At 60.3% G+C, this 24,278-nt stretch carries 20 protein-coding genes and 4 pseudogenes; 13 read left to right on the top strand and 11 right to left on the bottom strand.

Annotated features, from left to right (window positions below; genetic code table 11):
* The first annotated feature begins 1 nt into the window (after nt 1).
* From xdhB to AB2N04_RS07260, 4 genes and pseudogenes are all read left to right on the top strand, one after another.
* Nucleotides 2–2,345 (top strand): annotated as a pseudogene (gene xdhB, locus AB2N04_RS07245) (xanthine dehydrogenase molybdopterin binding subunit).
* A 29-nt stretch (nt 2,346–2,374) separates the two neighbouring features.
* Entirely contained in the window at nt 2,375–3,184 is an 810-nt protein-coding gene (xdhC, locus tag AB2N04_RS07250) for a xanthine dehydrogenase accessory protein XdhC (RefSeq protein ID WP_367717977.1), read from the top strand.
* A 38-nt stretch (nt 3,185–3,222) separates the two neighbouring features.
* A complete protein-coding gene (locus AB2N04_RS07255; protein WP_367718760.1) occupies nt 3,223–3,525 on the top strand; it encodes a BrnT family toxin in 303 nt (100 codons plus the stop codon).
* Entirely contained in the window at nt 3,491–3,748 is a 258-nt protein-coding gene (locus AB2N04_RS07260) for a CopG family antitoxin (protein WP_367717978.1), read from the top strand. Before AB2N04_RS07255 ends, AB2N04_RS07260 begins: the two co-directional genes overlap by 35 nt.
* 3 nt (nt 3,749–3,751) lie before the next feature.
* Here the strand turns inward: AB2N04_RS07260 and AB2N04_RS07265 are convergent, their stop codons facing one another.
* On the bottom strand, nt 3,752–4,672 hold the full coding sequence (locus AB2N04_RS07265; RefSeq protein WP_367717980.1) for a LysR substrate-binding domain-containing protein: 921 nt from the start codon (nt 4,670–4,672) through the stop codon (nt 3,752–3,754).
* A gap of 126 nt (nt 4,673–4,798) precedes the next feature.
* On the opposite strand from AB2N04_RS07265, the gene AB2N04_RS07270 reads away from it, so the two are divergent.
* The 3 genes and pseudogenes from AB2N04_RS07270 to AB2N04_RS07280 all read left to right on the top strand — a co-directional run bounded on the left by AB2N04_RS07270 (nt 4,799) and on the right by AB2N04_RS07280 (nt 8,626).
* The gene (locus AB2N04_RS07270) at nt 4,799–6,013 is read left to right on the top strand and encodes a urate hydroxylase PuuD (RefSeq protein ID WP_367717981.1); all 1,215 of its coding nucleotides are present in this window, start codon (nt 4,799–4,801) and stop codon (nt 6,011–6,013) included.
* A gap of 3 nt (nt 6,014–6,016) precedes the next feature.
* Nucleotides 6,017–7,325, top strand: a pseudogene (gene guaD / locus AB2N04_RS07275) (guanine deaminase).
* Nucleotides 7,326–7,354: 29 nt separating this feature from the next.
* Nucleotides 7,355–8,626 (top strand): glycerate kinase, encoded by a 1,272-nt coding sequence (locus AB2N04_RS07280; RefSeq protein ID WP_367717983.1) that lies wholly within the window; start codon nt 7,355–7,357, stop codon nt 8,624–8,626.
* Between the two features lie 3 nt (nt 8,627–8,629).
* Here the strand turns inward: AB2N04_RS07280 and AB2N04_RS07285 are convergent, their stop codons facing one another.
* The 5 genes and pseudogenes from AB2N04_RS07285 to AB2N04_RS07305 all read right to left on the bottom strand — a co-directional run bounded on the left by AB2N04_RS07285 (nt 8,630) and on the right by AB2N04_RS07305 (nt 12,670).
* Nucleotides 8,630–9,019, bottom strand: coding sequence for a VOC family protein (locus AB2N04_RS07285; protein ID WP_367717984.1), 390 nt, complete (start codon nt 9,017–9,019; stop codon nt 8,630–8,632).
* Between the two features lie 15 nt (nt 9,020–9,034).
* Nucleotides 9,035–9,706: an RNA polymerase sigma factor gene (locus AB2N04_RS07290; protein ID WP_367717986.1), complete on the bottom strand. Its 672-nt coding sequence runs from the start codon at nt 9,704–9,706 to the stop codon at nt 9,035–9,037.
* Between the two features lie 89 nt (nt 9,707–9,795).
* Nucleotides 9,796–10,771, bottom strand: a pseudogene (locus AB2N04_RS07295) (WD40 repeat domain-containing protein).
* A 3-nt stretch (nt 10,772–10,774) separates the two neighbouring features.
* Nucleotides 10,775–11,860 (bottom strand): GTP-binding protein, encoded by a 1,086-nt coding sequence (locus AB2N04_RS07300; protein ID WP_367717987.1) that lies wholly within the window; start codon nt 11,858–11,860, stop codon nt 10,775–10,777.
* Between the two features lie 63 nt (nt 11,861–11,923).
* The gene (locus AB2N04_RS07305) at nt 11,924–12,670 is read right to left on the bottom strand and encodes a creatininase family protein (protein WP_367717989.1); all 747 of its coding nucleotides are present in this window, start codon (nt 12,668–12,670) and stop codon (nt 11,924–11,926) included.
* Between the two features lie 189 nt (nt 12,671–12,859).
* Here AB2N04_RS07305 and AB2N04_RS07310 point away from each other — a divergent pair, with 189 nt between their 5' ends.
* The 4 genes from AB2N04_RS07310 to AB2N04_RS07325 all read left to right on the top strand — a co-directional run bounded on the left by AB2N04_RS07310 (nt 12,860) and on the right by AB2N04_RS07325 (nt 16,141).
* Nucleotides 12,860–13,336, top strand: coding sequence for a MarR family winged helix-turn-helix transcriptional regulator (locus AB2N04_RS07310; RefSeq protein WP_367717990.1), 477 nt, complete (start codon nt 12,860–12,862; stop codon nt 13,334–13,336).
* Nucleotides 13,337–13,565: 229 nt separating this feature from the next.
* Nucleotides 13,566–14,585, top strand: a complete 1,020-nt coding sequence (locus AB2N04_RS07315; protein ID WP_367718761.1) for a LacI family DNA-binding transcriptional regulator — start codon at nt 13,566–13,568, stop codon at nt 14,583–14,585.
* Between the two features lie 49 nt (nt 14,586–14,634).
* On the top strand, nt 14,635–15,627 hold the full coding sequence (locus AB2N04_RS07320) for a 2-hydroxyacid dehydrogenase (protein WP_367717992.1): 993 nt from the start codon (nt 14,635–14,637) through the stop codon (nt 15,625–15,627).
* Between the two features lie 106 nt (nt 15,628–15,733).
* Nucleotides 15,734–16,141, top strand: coding sequence for a hypothetical protein (locus AB2N04_RS07325; RefSeq protein WP_367717994.1), 408 nt, complete (start codon nt 15,734–15,736; stop codon nt 16,139–16,141).
* A 1-nt stretch (nt 16,142) separates the two neighbouring features.
* Here the strand turns inward: AB2N04_RS07325 and AB2N04_RS07330 are convergent.
* Nucleotides 16,143–16,917: pseudogene (locus AB2N04_RS07330) on the bottom strand (gamma-glutamyl-gamma-aminobutyrate hydrolase family protein).
* 266 nt (nt 16,918–17,183) lie between these two features.
* Here AB2N04_RS07330 and AB2N04_RS07335 point away from each other — a divergent pair.
* Nucleotides 17,184–18,290 (top strand): TRAP transporter substrate-binding protein, encoded by a 1,107-nt coding sequence (locus tag AB2N04_RS07335; protein ID WP_367717996.1) that lies wholly within the window; start codon nt 17,184–17,186, stop codon nt 18,288–18,290.
* Nucleotides 18,291–18,415: 125 nt separating this feature from the next.
* Here the strand turns inward: AB2N04_RS07335 and AB2N04_RS07340 are convergent, their stop codons facing one another.
* Complete coding sequence (locus AB2N04_RS07340) at nt 18,416–20,197, bottom strand: TRAP transporter large permease subunit (RefSeq protein WP_367717997.1); 1,782 nt, start codon at nt 20,195–20,197, stop codon at nt 18,416–18,418.
* On the bottom strand, nt 20,190–20,798 hold the full coding sequence (locus AB2N04_RS07345; RefSeq protein WP_367717999.1) for a TRAP transporter small permease subunit: 609 nt from the start codon (nt 20,796–20,798) through the stop codon (nt 20,190–20,192). The genes AB2N04_RS07340 and AB2N04_RS07345 overlap by 8 nt, the downstream gene beginning before the upstream one ends.
* 297 nt (nt 20,799–21,095) lie before the next feature.
* On the opposite strand from AB2N04_RS07345, the gene AB2N04_RS07350 reads away from it, so the two are divergent.
* On the top strand, nt 21,096–22,190 hold the full coding sequence (locus AB2N04_RS07350) for a TRAP transporter substrate-binding protein (protein ID WP_367718001.1): 1,095 nt from the start codon (nt 21,096–21,098) through the stop codon (nt 22,188–22,190).
* A 70-nt stretch (nt 22,191–22,260) separates the two neighbouring features.
* On the opposite strand, the gene AB2N04_RS07355 is transcribed toward AB2N04_RS07350, so the two are convergent.
* Complete coding sequence (locus AB2N04_RS07355; protein ID WP_367718002.1) at nt 22,261–23,652, bottom strand: TRAP transporter large permease subunit; 1,392 nt, start codon at nt 23,650–23,652, stop codon at nt 22,261–22,263.
* Nucleotides 23,652–24,224 (bottom strand): TRAP transporter small permease subunit, encoded by a 573-nt coding sequence (locus AB2N04_RS07360; RefSeq protein WP_367718004.1) that lies wholly within the window; start codon nt 24,222–24,224, stop codon nt 23,652–23,654. The genes AB2N04_RS07355 and AB2N04_RS07360 overlap by 1 nt, the downstream gene beginning before the upstream one ends.
* Between the last annotated feature and the right edge of the window lie 54 nt (nt 24,225–24,278).

Consider the following 24,278-nt stretch of genomic DNA (forward strand, 5'->3'; position numbering starts at 1 on the left):
CATGACACGGCACGAAACGCTTGATCCCGGAAAGGCGAGGATCGCCGGCGGTGTCGCCAGTGATCAAAAACACGATTCCGCGCACAAGCATGTCAGCGGCGAAGCCGTCTATATCGACGACATGCCCGAACCGGCGGGCACGCTGCATGCCTGTCTCGGTCTTTCCGAGGTCGCGCATGGCACGATCACGAGCATGGACCTCTCGAAGGTGCGTGCTGCGCCCGGTGTGGTCGCCGTTCTGACGGCGGACGACATTCCCGGCGAAAACGACATCAGCCCCACCGGGTTGCACGACGAACCCATTTTTACGAACGAAAGGGTGCAGTTCTTCGGCCAGCCAATCTTTGCCGTGATTGCCAAAACGCGCGAAGCCGCCCGCCGTGCCTGCCGTCTTGCGAAGGTCGAGTATGCGGAAGAACCCGCGCTGATCGACATCGCCGACGCGGGCGCCGATGCCCGCCTCGTCACCGCACCGCTGAAGCTTGAACGCGGCGACAGTGCCGCGGCAATCGCCGCCGCGCCGCATTCCATCAAGGGGCAGATGCGGGTCGGCGGACAGGACCATTTCTACCTCGAAGGCCAGATCGCCTTTGCCATGCCGGGCGAGGATGGCGACGTCACCGTCTTTTCCTCCACTCAGCACCCGAGCGAAGTGCAGCACATGGTGGCGCACGCGCTGGGCGTTTCTTCCCACGCCGTCACCATCGAGGTGCGGCGCATGGGTGGCGGGTTCGGCGGCAAGGAGACACAGGCCAATCTGTTTGCCGTTGTCTCGGCGATCGCCGCAAAGAAGCTCAACCGTCCCGTCAAGTTGCGTCCCGACCGCGACGACGACATGACGGCGACCGGCAAGCGTCACGATTTCCTGATCGACTACGAGGTGGGCTTCGATGACGAGGGAAACATTCTCGGGGTCGACTTCACCTATGCCGCGCGCTGCGGCTATGCGGCCGACCTCTCCGGTGCGGTGACCGACCGGGCGCTCTTTCACTGCGACAACACCTATTTCTATCCCGCTGCCCGCGCAGTCTCGCGCCCGCTCTACACCAACACCGTGTCCAACACGGCGTTTCGCGGTTTCGGTGGGCCGCAGGGCATGGTGGGGGCGGAGCGCATCATCGATGAGGTGGCTTTCGCTCTGGGTAAAGACCCGCTCGAAATCCGCAGGAAAAATCTCTACGGCACGGACGACCGCAACGTCACGCCCTATCACCAGAGGGTGGAGGACAATGTCGCAGAACGGATCATCACGGAACTGGAGGAAAGCAGCGGTTATACCGCCCGCCGGCGAGAAATCGCTTCCTTCAATGCAAAAAGCCCGGTCATCAAGCGCGGTCTGGCGCTGACGCCGGTCAAGTTCGGCATCTCCTTCACCGCAACCCATTTCAACCAGGGCCGGCGCGTTGGTGCATGTCTATACGGATGGCTCCGTGCATCTCAACCATGGCGGCACCGAAATGGGTCAGGGGCTCTACACCAAGGTGGCGCAGGTGGTGGCCGAGGAATTCCAGATCGACATCGATCAGGTGAAGATCACCGCCACGACCACCGGCAAGGTGCCCAACACCTCCGCAACGGCGGCCTCGTCGGGGTCCGATCTGAACGGCATGGCCGCGCAGGATGCCGCCCGCCAGATCAAAAACCGGCTGATCGACTTTGCGTCCGAAGCCCATGATGTTCCGAAGGATCAGGTGGTGTTCCTGCCGGGCCGCGTGCGCATCGGCAATCAGGAGATTCCTTTCGCCGAGCTTATCCGCGAGGCCTACTTGGCTCGCATCCAGCTTTCGGCCGCCGGCTTTTACAAGACGCCGAAAATCCACTGGGACCGCGACAAGGGGCAGGGCCATCCCTTCTATTACTTCGCCTATGGCGCGGCCTGTGCCGAGGTGTCCGTCGACACGTTGACCGGCGAATATATGGTCGAGCGTGTCGATATTCTGCACGAGACGGGCCGTTCGCTGAACCGCGCCATCGACATCGGACAGATCGAGGGCGGTTTCATTCAGGGCATGGGCTGGCTGACGACCGAAGAACTCGTCTGGGATGGCAAGGGGCGCCTTCGAACCCATGCGCCGTCCACTTACAAGATTCCGCTCGCCTCCGACCGCCCGAAAGTGTTCAACGTGGCTTTGGCCGACTGGGCGGAAAACGCCGAACCGACGGTGCACCGTTCCAAGGCCGTGGGTGAGCCGCCCTTCATGCTCGCCATGTGTGTGCTGCACGCGCTGTCCGATGCGGTGGCGAGCGTTGCAGATCACAGGGTCTGCCCACGCCTCGACGCACCGGCCACGCCAGAGCGTGTGCTGATGGCGGTGGAGCGGGTCCGGGCGGAAGGGACGCGGTAGGGGCAGAACCCATTGAAATGGCCTCACAGATGAACCGTTCAACCTCCGGCCTCACGGCGTTTCTGGAAGCCTCACCCGCCACTGCGATCGTCGAAGTACGGGAGGCGAGAGGCTCTACCCCGCGTGAAGAGGGCGCGTGGATGCTGGTTTCGCCTGAAGCCATTTTCGGAACCATCGGTGGCGGCCAGCTGGAGTTTCTGGCGATCGCCAAGGCGCGTGAACTCATCTCGGACAATCTCGCAAACGGAAGCCTCGACATTCCGCTAGGCCCTGAAATCGGCCAGTGCTGCGGCGGGCACGTCGCTCTGGACATTCGCATTGCAGACCGTGTTGAGCGCAGCGCGCTCTTGAAACGTGCTGACGAAGAGGCGGCTTCATTTTCGCAGGTGATCCTCTTCGGCGGCGGCCATGTCGGCCATGCGCTGGCTTCAGCGCTCGCGCCTTTGCCTGTGCGTGTTCTGGTGGTCGAGACCCGCCAGGAGGCGCTGGAGGATTTCCCGGACAATGTAAAAACGCGCCTACTGGCCCTGCCGGAGGAGGCGGTGCGTGAAGCCCCGGCCGGAACGGCTTTCGTGGTTCTGACCCACGATCATGCGCTCGATTTCCTGCTGGTTGCCGAGGCGCTGTCACGCGATGACGCGGCCTATGTCGGCATGATCGGTTCCAAGACCAAGCGTGCCACTTTCAAGAGCTGGTATCTGAAAAACGGCGGTGACGAACACCGTTTCTCCAAGCTCGTCACACCCATCGGAGGCAATGCTGTTCAGGACAAACGTCCCGCCGTCATCGCAGCCATGGCGGCTGCGGAGATACTGACGGCTTTGCCGTCACAATGTTGACATTTGTGTGTACAAACTTACATGTTTGTTGAATGTAGATCGCGGGCTTTGACTGGGACAATGGCAATTGGCCGAAATGCGCAAAGCATGGTGTCTCAAAGGACGAGATCGAACATGCGCTTCTTCATGACCCGCTGATTGCGCCTGACCCCGTGCATTCCGGGCTCGAAGACCGCTACATCGTTATCGGACGGAACCAGCAGGGCCGTCCCATGTTCATCGGCGTGACTTTTCGCATGGTAGACGGGAAGCGTCTTACTCGTCCGATCACCGCGCGCTACATGCATGCCAGGGAGGTGAAACGCTATGAAACGCAGCGTTCCCAAGTTGAAAACCGATAAGGATGCGGAAAACTTCCTCGATCAGGATCTGTCAGATCTGGATTTTGAGGCATTCAAGCCAGCAGGGTTCGAGTTTGAGAACAAAGCGGCGAGGGTCAACATGCGCATGCCGCAAAGCCAGCTTGACGCGGTGAAGGCGGAAGCGAAGAAGCGTGGAGTACCCTATCAGCGGCTCATGCGCGAGCTTGTCCAGCGTGGCCTTGAAAGTCTGCGTGCAGGCTGACCGTTATTGCTCTGCCAGGGTCTCGCCGATCATCTTCTGGCAGCGGCTTGCCATGAAATCGACCAGAAGCCGCACTTTGGGATCCTGAAACTTCTTGTGCGGGTAGAGCGCGGCGAGCTTCACCGGCACGGGCGGTGTGTCGGGCAGAACCACCTTGAGCCTTCCATCGCGTAGAAATGGTTCGATCTCAAATCGGGGTTTGTTGACGATGCCGCGCCCGGCCAGTGCCCAGTCGGTGATGACGTCCCCATCGTCGGAATCGAACGGACCGCCAACCTCGAATTTCCGCGCACCCTCCGGCGTCTGCAACACCCAGAAATGTTCGCGCGCTCCGGGAAAGCGCAGCATCAGGCAGTCATGCCGGTCTTCGATCAGCGCTTCGGGCGTTGTCGGTTCGCCACGTCGCCTGAGATATTCGGGCGCTGCCGCCAGCACGCGCGCACAATCCATGATGCCGCGCATGCGAAAGGATGAATTCTCCAGAATGCCGAGCTTGAATGCCACGTCGATGCCCTCGCGCATCATGTCGACCTCATGGTCGGAAAGCCGAAGGCGAACCTCGATTTCGGGATATCTGTCGCGGAATTCGGGGATTCCGCTGGCGATCAGCCGCTTGCCGATACCAAGCGGCGCGGTGACGCGGATCGTGCCGCGCGGCTGGCCGGAAAGGTCGGCCACCGAAGCTTCGGCCTCCGCAACCGCTTCGAGCACCTTGCGCGCGCCTTCATAGAAAACGCGGCCCTGTTCCGTTGGTGTCAGCTGCCGGGTGGTGCGGTTGAAAAGGCGTACGCCCAGATGTTTTTCAAGCTCCTTTACCCGGTTCGAGGCAACGGCCGGCGAAAGCCGCATGTCGCGTCCCGCAGATGACAGATTGCCGAGCTCCACCACGCGGACAAAAACAGCGATATTGTCGAGATAGGCCATGCACTGCCCCCAGAGTTTTCGCGTGCATTATTTTCCAGATTTTTTTGAAAGTCATCGTGATCTTATCCGCTTTCCGTTTATATCGGGTTCCGTCACCCTGCGCCCGGTGGAGTTGAGGAAACTGGCATGAACGAATACGCGGTTTTGTGGGACTGGCTGTCTTTTGGCGTGCGCTGGCTGCATGTGGTCACGGCCATCGCCTGGATTGGCTCGTCCTTCTATTTCATCGCGCTGGATCTGGGGTTGGTGAAGCGGCCGGGTCTCCCCGAGGGGGTGCATGGCGAGGAATGGCAGGTCCATGGCGGCGGCTTCTACCACATCCAGAAATACATGGTGGCGCCGGCCTCCATGCCCGAGCATCTGACCTGGTTCAAATGGGAGTCCTACTCCACCTGGCTCTCCGGCTTCGCACTGCTCGCCATCGTCTATTATGCGGGTGCGGATCTCTATCTGATCGATCGCAACGTGCTTGATGTGCCGGCCTGGGGCGGCATTTTCATTTCCCTCGCCTCCATCGGCCTCGGCTGGCTGCTCTACGACCTCCTGTGCAAATCGCCGCTCGGCAAAAACGACACCACGCTGATGCTGGTGCTTTATGTGATCCTGGTGGTGATGGCGTGGGGCTATACGCAGCTTTTCACCGGCCGTGCGGCCTTTCTGCATCTGGGCGCGTTCACTGCGACGATCATGACCGCGAATGTCTTTCTGATCATCATCCCCAACCAGAAGATCGTGGTGGCCGATCTGAAGGCAGGACGCACACCCGACCCGAAACTTGGCCTGCAGGCCAAGCAGCGCTCGCTGCACAACAACTACCTGACGCTACCCGTCGTCTTCCTCATGCTGTCGAACCATTATCCGCTGGCCTTCGGCACAAAATTCAACTGGGTCATCGCATCGCTCATCTTCATCATCGGCGTGCTGATCCGCCACTATTTCAACACCGTGCACGCCCGCAAGGGCACCCCGCACTGGACGTGGGGGCTGGCCGGCGTTCTCTTCATCGTCATCATGTGGCTCTCCACCGTGCCGCAGGTTCTGACGGGCGAGACGAAACTGTCGGCGACCGGACAGACCTTTGTGTCGTCCGCGCATTTCCCGGCGGTGCGTGACACGGTGATGGGGCGTTGCGCCATGTGCCACGCGGCCGAACCGGGCTATGAGGGCGTTCCCTTCCCGCCGAAAAATGTTGTGCTCGAAACCGACGCCTCCATTGCCGAGCATGCACGCGAAATCTATCTGCAGGCAGGTCGCAGCCACGCCATGCCGCCCGGCAATGTTTCGGGCATCACGGAAGAGGAGCGGCGACTGATCGTTACCTGGTTCGAAGAGGCCCGCTAGCCTATGGCACAGAAACTCATTCGCGGACGGCTCCTGTCGTTCAAAGCCGAGCCGCGGAGCATCGACGATCATGAGGCCTGTCTCTTCGAAGAGGACGGCGCGGTTCTGGTCGAGAATGGCGTCATCCTCGCATCCGGCAGCTTTGCCCAGGTCGCAGCCGAAGCCGAAGCGGGGCACGCGGTTGTGGACCATCGCCCGCATCTCATCCTGCCGGGTTTCATCGATGCGCATGCACATTTCCCGCAGATGCAGGTGATTGCGAGCTATGGCGCCGAGCTTCTGGACTGGCTGAACAACTACACCTTCCCCGAAGAAATCAGGTTCTCCGACATCCAGCATGGCCGTCACATCGCCCGGCTGTTCTTCGATGAACTGGTGCGAAACGGCACGACCACGGTCGCCGCCTATTGCTCCGTGCACAGGGAAAGTGCGCAGGCGTTTTTCAGCGAGGCGCTGGCGCGCAATCTGTGCGTTGTGGGCGGCAAGGTGATGATGGACCGCAACGCGCCGGCAGCCCTCACCGACACGCCGCAATCGTCCTATGACGACACGAAGGCGCTGATCGGCGAATGGCACGGCAGGGGGCCGGCTCAACTATGCCGTCACGCCGCGTTTCGCCATCACCTCCAGCCCCGAGCAGATGGAGATGGCCGCAGCACTGATGCGCGAATTCCTCGACCTGCATATGCAGACGCATCTGTCTGAAAATCACGACGAGATCGCCTTCACGCTGGACCTTTATCCAGACGCGCCCGACTACACCGGCATCTACGAGCACTACGGCCTGCTTGGCCCCAAGGCGCTGCTCGGCCACTGCATTCATCTTTCCGAGCGCGAGGCGGATGTGCTGTCAGAGACGGGCTCCGTCGCCGTGTTCTGCCCCACGTCCAATCTCTTCCTCGGCTCTGGCCTGTTCGACTATCAGCGCTATCGCAGGCGCGAGAAGCCGCTGCGGCTCGCCTCCGCAACAGATGTGGGCGGCGGCACCAATTACTCCATGCTGCGCACCATGGATGAGGGCTACAAGGTCATCGCGCTCAATGGCGAGAAGCTGAACCCGCTCACCTCCTTCTGGCAGATCACGCGCGGCAATGCCGAGGCGCTGTCCCTTTCGGAGCGCGTGGGCACGCTGGAACCCGGTACGGACGCCGATATCGTGGTTCTGAACGCATGCGCAACGCCGGTCATGGCACTGCGCATGGAACGTGTGGAAACATTGGCGGAGGAGCTTTTCGTGCTCCAGACGCTTGCCGACGACCGCGCCATCGTGGAAACCTATGTGGCAGGAGAGGCTGCCAAAAGCGCCTTGTAGATTCTCGGGGGTAAATTCAGGGGGCGCGTTTGACCGGCAGCATCGATCCGAAGGCGTTTTTCACAACACTGTTCGACGCTGCCGTCGCCGCCGCCAACCCGGCTGAAACCATTCGCGCATTCCTGCCGGAAAAGCCGAAGGGCCGCACCATCGTGGTCGGGGCTGGCAAGGGAGCTGCGCAGATGGCGGCGGCGCTCGAAGATGTCTGGGACGGGCCTCTGGAAGGCGTGGTTGTCACCCGTTATGGCTATGGCGCGCCAACCCGCATGATCGAGGTTCTGGAGGCGGCGCACCCGGTGCCGGATGAAGCCGGCCTTTCTGGCGCAAAGCGTCTCATGGACAGCGTGACCGGGCTCGGCCCGGATGATCTGGTGATCGCGCTTGTCTGCGGCGGCGGCTCGGCGCTGCTGCCCGCGCCCGCAGGCGCTCTCACGCTGGCCGACGAGATCGCTGTCAACGAGGCGCTTCTGGCGTCCGGCGCGCCGATCTCGGCGATGAACACGGTTCGCAAGCATATTTCCGCAATCAAGAGCGGCAGGCTTGCCCTTGCGGCCCATCCCGCGCGCGTCGTCTCGCTGATCGTTTCAGACGTTCCCGGCGACGAGCCTGCGCTTGTTTCATCCGGTCCGACCGTTCCCGATAGGGCAGGTCGCGCCGACGCACTCGCCGTTATCGAAGCCTATGGCGTGCACCTGCCCGATGCGGTGATGCGGCATCTCGCTTCGCCGGCGGCAGATGCGCCAGAGCCGGATGATCCACGTTTTTCAGGCCATGAGGTTCATGTCATCGCCTCGGCTGCCCGCTCGCTGGAGGCTGCTGCCGCTGCTGCCGAAGCGCAAGGTGTGCGAGCGATGATCCTGTCGGATGCGATCGAGGGCGAGGCACGCGAGGTGGGCGGTGTTCATGCGGCTGTCGCCCGCGAAGTGGCGTTGCGCGACCGCCCTTTCACAAAGCCGGTCGTTTTGCTCTCAGGTGGCGAAACCACCGTGACGCTTGGTCCGAACGCAGGGCGTGGTGGACGCAATTCGGAGTTTCTTCTGGCACTTGCGCTCGGCATTGAAAGCGTGCCGGGGATTTCGGCTTTCGCAGCCGATACCGACGGAATCGATGGCTCGGAAAACAATGCCGGTGCGTTTGCCGATCACGGCACCGTTGCGCGGCTGCGCGCTGCGGGCCACGACCCGAAGGCATTGCTTGCCGCCCATGACGCCTGGGCCGCGTTTGATGCTCTGGGCGATCTGTTCGTGCCGGGACCAACCGGCACGAATGTCAACGATCTGCGAGCGGTGCTGGTGCGGTAGCTATTACGCGCTTCTGCGCGGACGCTCTTCCGACTGGTACAGGGAAAGGACATGGCCGTCCGGATCGGCAAATTCGGCCGACCAGCCGCCGGGAGCATGGCTGACGGGCGTCACGATGGTCGCGCCTTTCTCGGCAAGGCCCTCCACAACGGTATCGATGCCGCCTTCGGCTAGATCAAACACCACAATGGGCGTGTTCCCGGGGCGCGACTCCATCTTGAAGAAGATGAGTTCGATATCGTTTTCGATGCTGGCAAGCAGCCAGTCGCCAGTCCCCTCGTCGCCTTCCATCCTCTGGACATTCAGCCCGATCACATCGCGGTAAAACGCTTCCGTGCGGTCTATGTCGTTGACGTAGTAGCAGATGGTGCCGATGCGGACGTTGGAAAGCATGTATGTCTCCTGATGTTACAGTTTTGGTTCTGCTTCCTGATTGCCGCAGGAACCCGGTTTGTGAGCTTCGGGATGAGAAAAACCTATCGCGAAGAGATTTCCGTCCGGATCGTGGCTTGCAAGGAATGCACTGTTGCGACCGGTCAGCGGAAGAAGGCTCTTCCGGATCGTTCCGAAGGCAAGCGTGCCCGCCAGCAGCTTTCCGGGAAGGGGAGCGGCATCGGGCGGGGCATTACGCCAACGCTGGCGCAGACCGGCGATGCGTTGACGCAGGCTTGCATCGGAAATGCGCAGAAGGTGCCGGATTTCGCTGCGTGTATGACCACCGAGAGCGAGGAGCGCGACAATTCTCTGGCTCCTTGGCAGGCTGGCGAGGAACGCCGTCGGGATTTCGCTGTCGTCTGAGGGAACGACAAACTGTGCGGCGTTCTCGCGTTTCGTCCGGCGATAGGCGGAACGCCGTTTCGTCGCTGCCACGTTCCGCATGACGCCCTGCAGCCAGGCGCGGCTCTCCACGCATGGCCGGTTGCCGGCAGTCAGCGCGGCGATCAGCGTTTCCTGCACCAGATCTTCCGCTTCGATCAGGTGCGATGCGTGGCGATGCGCCGTTTTCAGAAGATGGCGATAGGTCGCGGGGGTGAGTTCAAGCCGGGCAGGCCTCTCCTGCGCTGTGCGCTTGTTATTCACCGCTCGCTCCCCCATGCTTCCAGTCAGCTGAGAAAGCTACAGGACGCAATGCGCACTGCAAGCAAAGTCTGCCGCACAGGACGTGAAATTCAACCCGCGATGTCCACCACTCCGCTTTCACCGCTCTCCGAGCCAAAGGCAAGGCGGCGACCATCATCATCCCAGGCCATGGCGGTGATCGCGCCCTTGCCCTGCCGGCGCAGCAACACCTCTTTCTGGTCCGCGAAGCGCCCGGCCAGGATCATGCCGTCGCCATATCCTATTGCAGCGATCTCTTCCGTCGGATGGCAGCAAACCTGCGTCACCATCGTGTCGCCGCGTGTGCCAATCTCCAGAGGAGCTTTGCCCATCGGGCCGTCCTTGGCCTGGAAGGGCCAGACAATCGCGGCAGGCGCCCCGGACGTGGCGAGCCACTTGCCCTTTGCGCTCCACGAAAAGCTCTTCACCTTTCCCGGATAGCCGGCCATGCGCATGTGTTTGCCGTCGGCGAGTTTCCAGCCATGCAGAGCGTTTTCCTGCATGGTGGTGACAAGGAACTTCCCATCTGGCGAGAAGGTGATGCCCGTGTGCGCGCCCGCCCATTCCAGCTCCGTTGGGTTGCCATCGGTTGCCGGAAAATGCAGCGTCGCGCCATTGTAGCGGGCAACCGCAAGCCGCATTCCCTTCGGCGCAAAGGCTATGCCCTCTATCGAGCGCGGATGCTGGAATTCGCGCTGTTTGCCGTCGGCAAACCGTACATAGGCATTGCGTCCGACCGCGAAGCCGACCGCGCCCTGCGGGGCCGGCTGCAACGCTGGTCACCCATTTGCGGCCGATCTCGGCCAGCGTTTGTACCGTTCCATCTGTTGCAAGGGCACACACGCGGCCATCTTCACCACCCGTGATGAGACGGTCCTGACCGGCGTCGGGGCAGGCTGTCAGAAGCCCGTCATGAACCTCTGTCCATTCGTGGCCATTGTCGAGACGATGCACGACACCGTCGGCGAGCGCGAAATGCGGAATGTGGTTCAGCCACGCGGTGGCGATGCAATAGCTTTCAAGATCGAGCGGTGCGACTGTGGGCATGCGTCAGGCCTGGCAGGCTTCAAAAGTGCGTTGCAGGCGCTCGACATCGAGTTCCCTGCCAATGAAGACGAGCCGCGTTTCGCGTGTCTCATCGTCGCGCCAGGGGCGCTGATGGTCGCCTTCAACGATCATGTGCACGCCCTGTACCACGAAACGGTCCGGATCATCCGCAAAGGCGATGATGCCTTTGAGGCGCAGAATGTTGGGCCCGTCGATCTGCGTGGTCTTCTCCAGCCAGGGGAGAAACTTCTTCGGGTCCATCTCGCCCGCGCGCAGGGAAAGCGACTTCACGCCCGCATCATGAATGGGAGATGCTTCGCCGTGGTGGTGGCCGTGTCCGTGATGATCGTGGTCATGGTGATGATGATCGTGGTCGCAGTCGGGGCCGCACACATGGTCCGGATCGTCGTGGTCGAGGAAATGCGGATCATTGTCGAGCACGCGCTTCAGATCGAATGCGCCACGGTCCAGGATCTCGCTCAGCGAAACGCCGGCGCGCTCGGCGCGGTGAATGCGGGCCATAGGGTTGATCGCGCGGATCGTCGCTTCCACGGCGGCAAGTTCTTCCGGCGTCACGAGGTCGGTCTTGTTGACGATCACGACATCTGCGAAGGCGATCTGATCTTCGGCTTCGTTGGAATCCTTCAGGCGCAGCGGCAGGTGCTTGGCGTCGACCAGTGCCACCACGGCATCGAGCCGCGTCTTGGCGCGCACATCGTCGTCCATGAAGAAGGTCTGCGCCACGGGGGCGGGGTCGGCCAGTCCCGTGGTTTCCACCACGATGGCGTCAAACCGGCCCGAACGCCGGGTCAGACCCTCGACCACGCGCACCAGATCGCCGCGCACCGTGCAGCACACGCAGCCATTGTTCATTTCGTAGATTTCCTCGTCGGATTCCACGATCAGATCGTTGTCGATGCCGATCTCGCCAAACTCGTTGACGATCACCGCATAACGCTTGCCGTGGTCTTCCGTGAGGATACGGTTCAGTAGCGTGGTCTTGCCGGAGCCGAGATAGCCCGTCAGCACGGTTACGGGGATCTGGCTGGGCGTGGCCTGGCTGGCTGTGTCGTTCTGCGTGTCGGTCATCGTTGCTCGCATAACTTGAAAGGTTTCTCGACTATATAAGGTTCTGCATTGCCGATTGCACCGTCATGCCCCGAAATGGGCGAGATCGAACCGATCCACGTCTGCGAGGAAGTCGACGAACCCTGCGACGCTGTGATCGAGTATGCGCTTTCCGGCCTCCGCACTTGCTGCAGCCGCGTTGCCCACCACGCCCTCGGGAGAAAGGTCCCGCATCATCCAGCCGAAGGCATGCGGGCCGTAAGCCCGCAAATGAGTGAAATCGCGCTGAAATTCGGCCTGGGCAGAGTGAAAGTCCCGGGCTTTTTCCATGTTCACCAGGTCGGGACGCAAAGCAAGCATAACCGAGGTTTCGATGAAACCTCCATGAATGCCCAGAGCGCGTTCTTCCGCAGAGACGATGTCCGCCGGATAGCCGAATCGTGTCCAGCTGGTCGCAGCAGCCAGCATGCCGAATCGAACCCGCAATTCCGTTGTCACGATGGTCAGTAATGGCGAGTTTCCGCCATGGGCGTTCAATATCACCAGTTTTCGAAAGCCGGCATTGTATTGTGCCGCGCCGATGTCGATCCAGCGATGCGCCGCTTCGTCAAAGGCCAGCGATCTGGTCTTCGCAGAATCGGAATGCTCGATCGAATATCCGGTTTTCTCGACCGGAAGAGTTTTGATCAGAAGCCCGTCCGGAAGCGCCTTTTGCGCTGCTTCTACAATGCCTTGCGCGATGATCCAGTCGGTTTCCGCAGGCAGGTGAGGCCCGTGTTGTTCGGTTGCTCCAATCGGCAGAACGGCGATTGCTTTTGCTGGTGTCGACATATCGGCATGTCTCTTCATCATTTGCCCCGGAAGAAGCCGGGAAAACCAGCCAGCAAAGCTCTTATGCGAAAGTAGAGTATGCTTAATTGTTTAAACACGGTCAATCTCTGGTTGCAAAGAGCTCCATCAGAGCTATTTTGTGCGCGGGGCGTTCTATCTTATTGTTGAAGATGTCTAAAGGGGAGTTTTATGGCCAAAGCTGCAAGAGGCGCGACGATTGGGTTGTTGCAATCGGCCGCCCGGCTTTCACGCACCGCTCTGGCGGAGCGGCTTCTGGAACACGGACTATATGCCGGCCAGGACAAGATCATGCTGGCTTTATCGGTGGAAAATGGGCAGACGCCCAGCCAACTTGCCGCCTTATTGGGCGTAAGGCCGCCAACAATCACCAAGACAATTAATCGGCTTGCCAATCAGGGGTTTCTGGTAAAACGATTATCGGAAGAAGATGGACGTCGTGCATATGTTTTTTTAACCGAAGAAGGCGAGCAGGCCATTCGGTATATCGAGAAATCAGTCCGCAAGGCCGAGAAAACCGCCTTGAAGGGCTTTGACAAGAAAGAGCACAGGGTTCTGGTCCATCTGCTCTCCCGGGTCGAGGCCAACCTCAACGGGTCGAGTGTCATCGAGCTTGATGGTGACGAGAGCGTCGAAATACAGAACTGATCGCTCGTTTCCCCTTTTTCGGATTTCCCAAAACGCCACCTGTATTCATGAGCCAAAGCCTGCCCGTCGGCATGCCATGCGATTGACCTTCCCGCCGTCCCTGGCGTAATCAGTCTTAAACAGTTTAGGCTGGGTGGAGCCACAGGTACGCTCGTCGTGCTGGTGGGCGGACTGGCTTTTGGCGTCCGTTCCTCTGGAACGGAGGTTTTGTGCGATTGGGGGATACAGGCTGGCACAAAAAATCAAGCTTTCCACGATAGCTGAAGCACTTGGTGTTTCCACTGCTACCGTCTCGCTGGCGTTGCGCGACAGTCCACTTGTGGCTGATGCGACACGCCAGCGCATCAAGGAGCACGCGCGCGAGATCGGTTATATCTACAATCGGCGCGCTGCCAGTCTGCGGACTTCCCGCTCCGGCATTATCGGGGTCGTGGTGCACGACATCATGAACCCGTTTTTCGCCGAAATTCTGCGGTCGATCGAAAGCGAGCTTGATCGGTCGCGTCAGACGTTCCTCCTGTCGAACCATTACGACCAGCTGGAAAAACAGCGCACCTTCATCGACACGCTGCTACAGCTCGGAGCAGACGGGGTGATCATGTCACCGGCCATCGGCACGCCGCCACAGGATATCCGCCTTGTGGAGGAAAACGGTTTGCCCACGGTGCTGATCGCGCGCTCCGTGGAGGGGGCAAGGGTTCCGGTTTTTCGTGGAGACGATGCCTATGGAACGGGGCTTGCCACAAATCATCTCATATCGCTTGGCCATACCCGCATAGCGATGATCGGTGGTACGGATCAGACCTCGACCGGACGCGACCGGTATCAGGGCTACGTCGATGCGATGAAAAAAGCCGGGCTGGACATCAAGCCGCAATGGCGTTTCCCCGGCCCACGCACGAAACAGGCGGGGTTCGAAATTGCCGGTGCATTTCTGGCGCTCAAGGACAAGCCCACTGCCGCGGTGTGCTGGAACGACCTGGTTGCCATCGGTCTCATGAACGGCATTGCCCGCGCCGGGCTCGTGCCGGGTGTCGACATTTCGGTAACCGGCTATGACGATCTTGAGGAAGCGGCCATCGCCACTCCGGCGCTCACCACGGTCTGGAATGGCCAGAGGGATGTGGGGCGTCGGGCAGCGCGCGTGTTGCTTGACAGGTTGAATGGCGCTGAGGTCAACCCGGCGCAGGAACTGATCAAGCCTGAATTGCACGTGCGGCAGTCAACCAGCAAGCCTGTCGAGCGCTGACCGCATCCCGTTTTCGCCTTACGTTCGGTTCTTTTGGGGAGAGAAGAGCTTGTCTGATCTAAGCAGCATTGCCATCCTTGTGCCGGGGCGCCTTCATCCCCACGCGATTGAGCGCATCGAGGGGCGTTTCAAGCTCATCGTGATCGACCGGGCCGACCCCGCCCTTGTTACAGAAGAGATGGCCGGGAAAGTGCGGGGCATGGCTGCAATGACCGAAGTCGATGCGGCCTTTATCGATGCGTTTCCCAATCTCGAGATCATCGCCAATTTCGGGGTTGGGTATGATGCCGTGGACGCAGCCCATGCCGTAAGACGCGGTGTGATGGTGACCAACACGCCCGATGTCCTGACCGATGAAGTGGCTGACACAGCCGTCGGGCTTCTTCTCAACACGGTGCGCGAGCTTCCTCGTGCAGAACAGTGGTTGCGCGAAGGGCGCTGGGTGCGTGAAGGCGCGTATCCGTTTTCTCGCGCTTCGCTGCGCGGAAGAACGGTTGGAATCTTCGGAATGGGGCGAATCGGGCAGGCTATCGCCCAGCGTCTGGCTGCCTTCGGTCTGCCGATCTCCTACCACAATCGCCGGCCCGTCGAGAACTGTCCCTACGCCTATTTCGACACGCTTCAAGGGCTTGCTTCGGCTGTCGACACTCTCATCTGCGTCGCACCAGGTGGCGCGGCCACAAACAGGGCGATCAATGCCGAGGTGCTGGAGGCACTCGGTCCGGATGGCGTGTTTGTGAATATCGGCCGTGGCAGCACGGTGGACGAAGAGGCGCTTGTCAGCGCCCTGGAGAACGGCACCATTCTTGCTGCCGGTCTGGATGTATTCGCGAACGAGCCGCACGTGCCAGACGCTCTTCTCGACCTTCGGAACGTTTCGCTTCTTCCGCATGTAGGCTCTGCATCGGTCGCAACCCGGAAGGCAATGGCTGAGCTCGTGACAGACAATCTTATTGCGTGGTTTGCGCAGGCAAAAGCCATCACCCCGGTGCCGGAAGCAGCGCATCTTGAGCCCCGACTGCCAGCCAGCGACCGGTTGTGAAGAAAATTAACGCCTGAGTTGTAATTTTTAACGATTGCTTAACCACAGGTGTTTGAAGCTCCGGTTTTGAGGAGGAATCCTCGTGATAAAGGGAGACCGGGGTACGATGAAGCTGCTTGTGCCAGGTGCGCTCGCCTTGCTCCTTGTGGGAACGGTCGGGTATTTCCCGAACTTCCAGAAGGCTGAAGACACGGTGACACCCCCTGAGGCAAATCAATCGGAGCAGGACGTTTCCGGCGCAGAATTCATCCTGACGCGGATCGGTTCGGAGCACCTCTGCAAGGTGCGCCACGCGCCTGCAGACGAACGCGCGGAACTCACGCTGGGGCCCGACTGCACTCTCCTCGTTCCAGATCTCGCGGAAGCCCGGATTTGGGAAGAGAGGGCCGACGGCACGGTCGCCTTTGTTTCGCAGAGCGGGGAAACGATCATGGAGTTCTTCGCCGGTGACGGCCTGACTTATGAGTCCCTGAGGCCGAAAACGCCGATACTGAGCATGTACCGTCCCGACTGAGTTATTGCGCGGCGATCCCGGAGCGGTTTCGAGCCCTGGCATGGCTGCGCACCGCCTCTCCGAATGCCCTGAAGATACGCGCCGAGGCATCATCCGTCGCGGCCCAGTATTCGGGGTGCCACTGCACGCCGACAGCAAAACCGGGCGCATCCCGTACGGAAACCGCCTCCACCGTCCCGTCATCGGCTTTCGCCTCGATCTGGAGTTGGGGAGCAGGGCCGGTCCACACCCTGCCGGTGGACCGAGTTGACCTTGACCTCGCCGCTTTCGAACATGCGTGAAAGGCAACCCTCCGGAGCAATCTTCACGGTCTGGCGGATCGCGAAGCGGGCATCATGCCCCATGTTCTCTGGTCCGCGATGGTCAAAGGCACCTTCGCGTTCATGGATTTCCGTGGCCAGCGTGCCGCCAAGCGCGACATTCAGTTCCTGTATCCCGCGGCAGATTGCCAGAAGCGGCACTCCATTTTCGATGGCCTTGCGGATTAAAGGCAGTGTGGTGGCATCGCGTGCGTGGTCGTAGGGACCGTTTTCCTCGGTGGCTTCGCCACCATAAAGCTCGGGATAAACGTTTGATTTCGAGCCCGTGACAAGAACACCGTCCACCGTATCAAGAAGACCTTCCAGATCCAGCCGTTCGCCGAGGGCGGGAACGAGAACCGGCAGAACGCCGGCTGTATTCACCGCCGCATCCAGATAGGGCTGGGGGGTCGCGTGCCAGGTGTAATTCTCGAAATCCTTGGTATCCGTCGAAACGGCGATCAGTGGGGTGCGCATCCGGAAACCCGTAATTTGGCGGTCGTTGTTTCGGGTCAATGTAGACATTCTGCCGTCCATTCCAATGGGCAGATGGATGAATTCGTTGGGCCTTCGACATTGGTCGCAGATGGCGGCTGGGCGCTGGACTTGGGGCGCGCTGCATGCATTGATACCAATGGTTTGAACCACCCAGAAAAAAGAAATCACACGCGGGTGGCGAAGCTGGCAGGACGCCGGGAGTCAAGGGGACCCCGGCAAACGGCTCCAGAATGGGAGGAGAATAGATGGACCGCAGAACCTTCATGAAGAAGGCGGGTATGGCAGGAACAGGTGTCGTTGGCGCCTCCGCTCTCGCCACACCCGCGATCGCCCAGGCGCTGCCCAAGATCACCTGGCGTTGCACGTCTTCGTTTCCGAAGGCGCTGGACACGATCTATGGCGCCGCTGAAACCATGGCCGACCTCGTGAAAGGGGCCACTGACGGCAATTTCGAGATTCAGGTCTTTGCCGCTGGCGAAATCGTGCCCGGCCTGCAGGCGGCAGATGCCGCCGCCGCCGGCACTGTCGAGATGGCGCACACGGCCTCATATTACTACTGGGGCAAGGATCCCACCTACGCGTTGGGCACCGCCATTCCCTTCGGGCTGAACTACCGTCAGCAGAACGCCTGGTTCTATTACGGCGGTGGCAATGAGCTGATGAACGAGTTCTATCACACCCAGGGGCTTCATACGCTTCCCTGCGGCAATACCGGTGCACAGATGGGTGGCTGGTTCCGCAAGGAGATCAACACGGTTGAAGACCTCAAGGGTCTGAAGATGCGCATCGGGGGCATGGGTGGAAAGATCATCGAGAAGCTCGGTGTCGTCCCGCAGCAGATCGCCGGTGGTGACATCTATCCGGCTCTGGAGAAGGGCACGATCGACGCCACGGAGTGGGTTGGTCCTTATGACGATCAGAAGCTCGGTTTCAACAAGGTCGCCAAATATTATTACTATCCGGGCTGGTGGGAAGGCGGTCCTGTCTTGAACGCCATGTTCAACAAGGAGAAGTGGGACGAACTTCCGGCAGCCTACCAGTCTGTTCTGGATGCGGCCTGCCGCTCCGCCAATGCCGACATGATGGCAAGCTATGACTACAAGAACCCCGGCGCCTTACGCCAGCTCGTGGCCGATGGTGCACAGCTTCGCCCGTTCAGTCAGGAAGTCCTCGAAGCGTGCTACAACGCGGCGATGGAGACCTATGAAGAGATCAACGCTTCGAACCCCACATTCAAGAAGATTTACGAGAACCAGCAGGCCTTCAAGAAAGATGCCTATCTTTGGGCGCAGCTCTCCGAATACACGTTCGATACTTTCATGATGATCCAGCAGCGCGCCGGAAAACTCTGACCTTTCCTGGAGCGAACGCAAACAAAAACCCCGGAGCGCGGCTCCGGGGTTTTTTGTGTCAGTCGAAACTCGGTGGCTGGCTGAGGTCCGGTCCCGCAGGGGGCGGTTCTTCCCGGGGGGCATCCTCAGGGGGCCGCATCGGGCGTCGCTCCGAGTGGCGGCAGCCCACCGATGCCGGGCAATTGCAGACCGTTGTCCTGTTGTCCGCCGTCATCATTGCCGGGCGGCGAGCCAAAAGGAGAACTGCCAAGCCCGCCTGGCAGACCGAAACCGGGTGTGCCGTTGCCTTCATTGCCAAAGGACGGGATCGTGATCTCCATGTCGTCCGGATTGGCGGTGCTCTCCTGCTTGTAGTGCGTGACGAGACCTGGAAATGAAATCACGATGATGATCATCAGGAACTGGATGATGATGAAGGGGATCGCACCCTTGTAGATTTCAGTCGTCTTCACGGCAGGCAGAACGCGTCCGGAAATCTCGTCTTTCCATTCCTTCATTGGCGCAATGGAGCGTAGATAGAAAAGCGAAAATCCGAAGGGCGGTGTCAGGAATGAAGTCTGCAGATTGATGCCCAGTATGACACCGAACCAGATGAGATCGATGCCCAGCGTTTCGGCCGCTGGCACCAGAAGCGGAACCATGATGAATGCAATCTCGAAGAAATCGAGAAAACAGCCCAGAATGAAAACGATGACGGTCACCGTCAGAAGGAAGCCGATCTCCCCGCCGGGAAGCGCCAGTAGCAGCTCTTCGATCCATTCATTGCCGTTGATGCCGTAAAATGTCAGGCCGAAGACGCGTGCGCCGATCAGAATGAACATGACGAAGGCGGCGAGCTTCGTTGTGGCATCAAGTGCCTGTTTCAGGACGGAGAACGAAAGCCGGCGCTTGACCAGTGCCAGCACGAGCGCTCCTGTCGCGCCCATCGCCCCGCCTTCGGTCGGTGTGGCAATGCCAAGAAAAATCGTTCCGAGAACGAGGAAGATCAGCGCGAGAGGCGGTATCAGCACGATCACGACCTGTTCGGCAAGCCGCGACAGGATATTCAGTTTGAGGTGCCGATTTGCAAGACTGACGACCAGCGCGAAAACCGTTGCCGCGGTCGCTGCCCAGACCAGCCGGACCTCGTCGCGCATGTCCGCAAAGATCGTATGATAGGTGATGAAATAGAGCGCAACCGACGCGGCCATCAGCAAGGCCAGCGACGTGACGCCGCCACCAAGGGTGCGGGTCTCGGGCGGCAGCGCCGGAGCCCAGTCCGGTTTGACAATGGTCACGGCGAAGACGAGCAGGCAGTATGCTCCAATGATGATCAGGGCCGGCAGCAGAGCACCCACATACATGTCACCGACCGATCGTCCGAGCTGGTCGGCCATCACGATCAGCACGAGAGAGGGCGGCACGATCTGCGCGAGCGTGCCCGACGCAGCGATGGTGCCGGTCGCAAATCCGCGATTGTAGTTGTAGCGCATCATGATCGGCAGAGAGATGAGCCCCATCGCGATCACCGAAGCTGCAACCACACCGGTGGTCGCCGCCAGCAGGGCCCCCACGAGAACGGCCGCATAGGCAAGCCCGCCGCGCACTGGGCCGAAGAGCTGGCCGATCGTGTCGAGGAGATCCTCTGCCATCCGTGACCGCTCCAGGATCAGTCCCATGAAGGTGAAGAACGGGATGGCGAGCAGGGTGTCATTGTACATGATCCCGTAAATGCGTTCGGGGTGGGACTGCAGGAGCGGCCAGAAGAGCCGGATCTCGCTCGAAATATGCGAGAGTTCGACGCCGATCACGAAAAACAGCAGGCCGCCCGCCGCCAGGGTGAAGGCGACCGGGTAGCCGACAAGCAGCATTGCCATGACAGTGACGAACATGATGGGCGCGAGATTGTGCGCAATCAGGTCAATCATCGCGCTTCTCCTCCATCTCGATGGCAGCTTCGGCCGCCGGGTGCGTATCATGCTGCGGGGTCGGTTCGTCGATCAGGTTTTGCAGAACCGCGTAACGCTTGATGATCTCAGAGAAGGCCTGTGCCGTCAGAAGAATGAAGCCGGCCAGCACCATGAATTTGGCCGGCCAGATGGTGAGACCGCTGGCATTCGCCGAGATCTCGCCCGAAAGGAAGGACCGCTGGAACCAGGGCCAGCTCAGCCAGACGATCAATGAGACGAACGGCAGCAAAAATACGATGTGACAGAAAAGATCGATCCAGTCCCGGGTGCGTTTCGAGAACATGTTCGACACGATGTCGATGCGAATGTGCTCGTTGCGCTGCAGCGTGTAGGCGGAAGCCAGCATGAACACGGTCCCGTAGAGATACCATTGCAGCTCGAGCAGGCTGTTGGATGCCCGGGGGATCGGCAGAAAGGCCGGCAGGCCATCTCCCACGAAGCGAACGATTGCGTTGTATGCCGAAACAAGCACCGCAACGAGGATCAGCCAGGAGACCTGCTTTCCAATGAATTGATTGACAGCATCAATAAGGCGCGAAAGGCCAATGAGCCCCGCCATGCGTACCTCCCAGCAATGTGTTCCCCCCGGATCCTTTTTTGTGATTCTCGGGTCTTATGCTTTGTGTTGCATCTTCAGCCTGCCTTCAAGTGAGCCAATAGTCGACATTGGAACGGTCGGGCAGGGGCCGGCGCCAAAATGCGCTTCTCGCGTGGATTGTCGCCTAGACAGTTATGCTTGTGCGTGTATTGATAGATCTTAGCGGTGCCGTAGGTTGTTGACTATGGCGCTGTAGAAGAGTCGAAGAGGCCGTTCCGCGGCCCTTTTTTTCGCATGATGTTCTTTTGGGAGGTATTCATGGATCGTCGTTCTTTCCTCATGAAAGCGGGCCTGGCCGGTGCCGGGGCGGGTGCTACCGCGTTAGCCACGCCTGCGATCGCGCAGGGCAACCAGACCTGGCGCATGGTCACCACGTGGCCGAAGAATTTTCCGGGTCTGGGTGTTGGCGCCCAGCGGCTTGCAGATCGCATCACGGCAGCTTCGGACGGTCGGCTGACCGTGCAGGTCTATTCCGCGGGTGAACTCGTTCCGCCGCTGCAGTCGCTTGACGCCGTGATCGACGGTTCGGCCGAGATGAGCCACGGTGCGGCTTATTACTGGCAGAACAAGAGCCCGGCCCTGTCCTTCTTCACCGGTGTGCCCTACGGCATGACCTCGCGTGAAATGGCGGCTTGGGTCCGCTATATGGGCGGGCAGGAGATCTGGGACGAGATCTACGACCAGTTCGGCGTTCAGGGCTTCCTGTCCGGCGATACGGGCACGCAGGCCGGTGGCTGGTTCCGCGAGGAGCTGACGGGTCTCGATTCCGTAAAGGGACTGCGCTTCCGCACACCGGGCCTTGGTGGCCGGGTATGGGAGAAGCTTGGCGCCACGGTGACCAACATGGCTGCCGGCGAAATCTTCCAGGCGCTTCAGTCGGGCACGCTTGATGCGGCCGAGTTCGTCGGTCCCTACAACGACCTGGCGCTCGGTTTCTACCAGGTTGCCAAGAATTACTACTTCCCGAGCTTTGTGGAACCGGGACTGGCTACCGAGCTGGTGGTCAACAAGTCCAAGTATCAGGAGCTGTCCTCCGATCTGCAGGCGATCGTCAAGGATGTCTGTCAGGCGGAATATGATCAGGTGGCCTCGGATTTCTACGCCAATGACCCGCGTGCCCTGAAGACCCTCGTCGATGAGCACGGCGTCAATGTGCGCCAGTTCCCCGACGATATCGTCGAGGCTGGTGCGAAGGCCGCGGCCGAGATCCTCGGCGAGCTGCGAGATTCCGGTGACGCGCTGACGAAGAAGACGACCGAGAGCTTCATCGAGTCGCTCAACATCCTGCGCACCCGCACGGAAGGCACGGACGGTGCTTTCGTCGAGGCGCGCAAGAAATACTTCTCGATCTGATCTCGGTTGAGGTCGACGAAAAAGCCCGGCATCGCGCCGGGCTTTTTTGTTGCCTGTTGTGTTTCAGGTCCTAGCTGTAGATCGCTCTCGGCAGCCAGGTCGCGATCTCCGGAAACATGAACATGATCGCTATGGCCAGAAGCTGAAGCAGCACGAAGGGCAGAACCCCCTTGTAGATCATCGACGTCTTCACTGAATCCGGCGCGACCCCGCGCAGATAGAACAGCGCGAAGCCGAAAGGCGGTGTCAGGAAGCTTGTCTGAAGGTTCACGCCGACCAGTACGCCGAGCCAGACCGGGTCCACATCGAGCGCCAGCAGGATCGGTGCGGTGATCGGGATCACGATGAAGATGATCTCGAACGTGTCGAGGATGAAACCCAGCAGGAACATGATGAACATGACAACGGCCACTGCCGCCAGCGTGCCGCCCGGCAGGTTGGCGAGGAACTCATGCACCAGATCGTCGCCACCCATGAGACGGAAGACGATGGAAAAGACCGAAGCGCCGAACAGGATGATGAACACCATACAGGTGATGGAGGCGGTAGCGATCGCCGTTTCCCGCAGCACGGCAAAGGAGAGCCGCCAGCGCAAGGCCGCAAGCACCATGGCGCCGACGGCGCCCACGGAGGCGGCTTCCGTCGGCGTTGCAATGCCGCCGAGGATGGAGCCGAGAACAGCCATGATCAGCAGGAGCGGGGGCAAGAGCGCGACGGCGACCTCGCCCATCAATTCCTTCTTCTCTTCCGGCGGAACCGGTGTGGCCGGGCAGGAGGCTGGATCGAAAATCGCCTTTAGAAGCGTCCATCCGAGGTAAAGGCCGACCAAAAGCACACCGGGAAGAAGCGCGCCCGCAAAGAGGTCGCCAACCGATACGGGAACCGGGGCGAAATTGCCCTTCGCCATCTGAACCTGCGCGTTAATCCCCGACAGCATGTCGCCCATGAAGATGAGAACCGTGGAGGGCGGGATGATCTGGCCGAGCGTGCCGGAAGCGCAGATGACGCCGGTGGCAAGCTTCGGATCGTAATTCGCGCGCAGCATCGCCGGAAGCGAGATCAGGCCCATGGTCACGACGGTCGCACCCACCACGCCGGTGGATGCGGCCAGAAGCGCGCCGACGATGATGACCGACATGCCAAGCCCGCCGCGCAGATTGCCGAACAGCTTGCCCATGGTCAAAAGCAGTTGCTCGGCGATTTTGGAGCGCTCCAGCATCACGCCCATGAAGATGAAGAGCGGCACAGCCACCAGCACTTCATTGGTCATGTAGCCGATATAGCGGTTTGCCAGGCTGCCCAGGTTTGACGGGTCGAAAACGCCGAACCACATGCCGACAAGACCGAACATGAGCGACACGCCGGCCAGCGTGAAGGCGACGGGAAAACCCAGAAGAAGAAAGCCGATAATGCCGAAGAACATGAGCCCCGAAAGGAGCTCCCCAATCAGAACCGGATCCATCAGACGTTTGCCTCCGGCTGCTCTTCGTCATTGGTTTGGTATCTCAGTTTTACCGGCAGAAGGGCCTCATTGCCGCTGAGGACAAGGATCGAGCGCAGCGCCATGGCAATGCCTTGCAGGGCGAGCAGCACGGCAAAGCCGAGAATGAAGCCCTTGAGAATGAAGAGCCCCGGCATGCCACCGACATTGGCAGAAGCTTCACCCAGCCGCCAGGAGCGGCTGACGAAGCTCCATCCGTAATAGAACACGATCCAGGAGAACGGCAGCAGGAAAAGGACAACGCCGATCAGATCCACGACTGCCTTGCGTCGTGTGCTCGCCGGCCGGTAGAAAATGTCGACCCGCACATGGTCGTTTCGAAGAAGGGCAAAGCCGGCCACGGCGGTGAACATCGCTCCGTTCAGCCAGATATAGAGGTCCTGCATCCACACAAAGCTCGTCGAAAAGACGTAGCGCTGTACCACGACAGTGAAGCACACCAGCACGATGGCCAGTGAAAGCCATGAAAAAACATTGCCGACAAGGGCATTCAGACCGCTGATTAAGCGGACCAGAAAGGCGATTGCGCGCACGGTCAGTTCCCTCCACAGCTGGCGCACATCGCGAGTGGCGCGTGATGGTGTGCC

The organism is Nitratireductor sp. GISD-1A_MAKvit (genome assembly GCF_040819555.1).
In the GTDB taxonomy this organism is placed as follows: Bacteria; Pseudomonadota; Alphaproteobacteria; order Rhizobiales; family Rhizobiaceae; genus Nitratireductor.

Bases quoted from the DNA above. Each gene is read 5' to 3' on its own strand.
- AB2N04_RS07310 (WP_367717990.1), top strand. From the start codon at position 12,860: ATGGCCAAAGCTGCAAGAGGCGCGACGATTGGGTTGTTGCAATCGGCC.
- AB2N04_RS07340 (WP_367717997.1), bottom strand. From the start codon at position 20,197: ATGATTGACCTGATTGCGCACAATCTCGCGCCCATCATGTTCGTCACT.
- AB2N04_RS07325 (WP_367717994.1), top strand. From the start codon at position 15,734: ATGAAGCTGCTTGTGCCAGGTGCGCTCGCCTTGCTCCTTGTGGGAACG.
- AB2N04_RS07285 (WP_367717984.1), bottom strand. From the start codon at position 9,019: ATGCTTTCCAACGTCCGCATCGGCACCATCTGCTACTACGTCAACGAC.
- AB2N04_RS07350 (WP_367718001.1), top strand. From the start codon at position 21,096: ATGGATCGTCGTTCTTTCCTCATGAAAGCGGGCCTGGCCGGTGCCGGG.
- AB2N04_RS07355 (WP_367718002.1), bottom strand. From the start codon at position 23,652: ATGGATCCGGTTCTGATTGGGGAGCTCCTTTCGGGGCTCATGTTCTTC.
- AB2N04_RS07345 (WP_367717999.1), bottom strand. From the start codon at position 20,798: ATGGCGGGGCTCATTGGCCTTTCGCGCCTTATTGATGCTGTCAATCAA.
- xdhC (WP_367717977.1), top strand. From the start codon at position 2,375: ATGAACCGTTCAACCTCCGGCCTCACGGCGTTTCTGGAAGCCTCACCC.
- AB2N04_RS07305 (WP_367717989.1), bottom strand. From the start codon at position 12,670: ATGTCGACACCAGCAAAAGCAATCGCCGTTCTGCCGATTGGAGCAACC.
- AB2N04_RS07270 (WP_367717981.1), top strand. From the start codon at position 4,799: ATGAACGAATACGCGGTTTTGTGGGACTGGCTGTCTTTTGGCGTGCGC.
- AB2N04_RS07265 (WP_367717980.1), bottom strand. From the start codon at position 4,672: ATGGCCTATCTCGACAATATCGCTGTTTTTGTCCGCGTGGTGGAGCTC.
- AB2N04_RS07260 (WP_367717978.1), top strand. From the start codon at position 3,491: ATGAAACGCAGCGTTCCCAAGTTGAAAACCGATAAGGATGCGGAAAAC.
- AB2N04_RS07335 (WP_367717996.1), top strand. From the start codon at position 17,184: ATGGACCGCAGAACCTTCATGAAGAAGGCGGGTATGGCAGGAACAGGT.
- AB2N04_RS07300 (WP_367717987.1), bottom strand. From the start codon at position 11,860: ATGACCGACACGCAGAACGACACAGCCAGCCAGGCCACGCCCAGCCAG.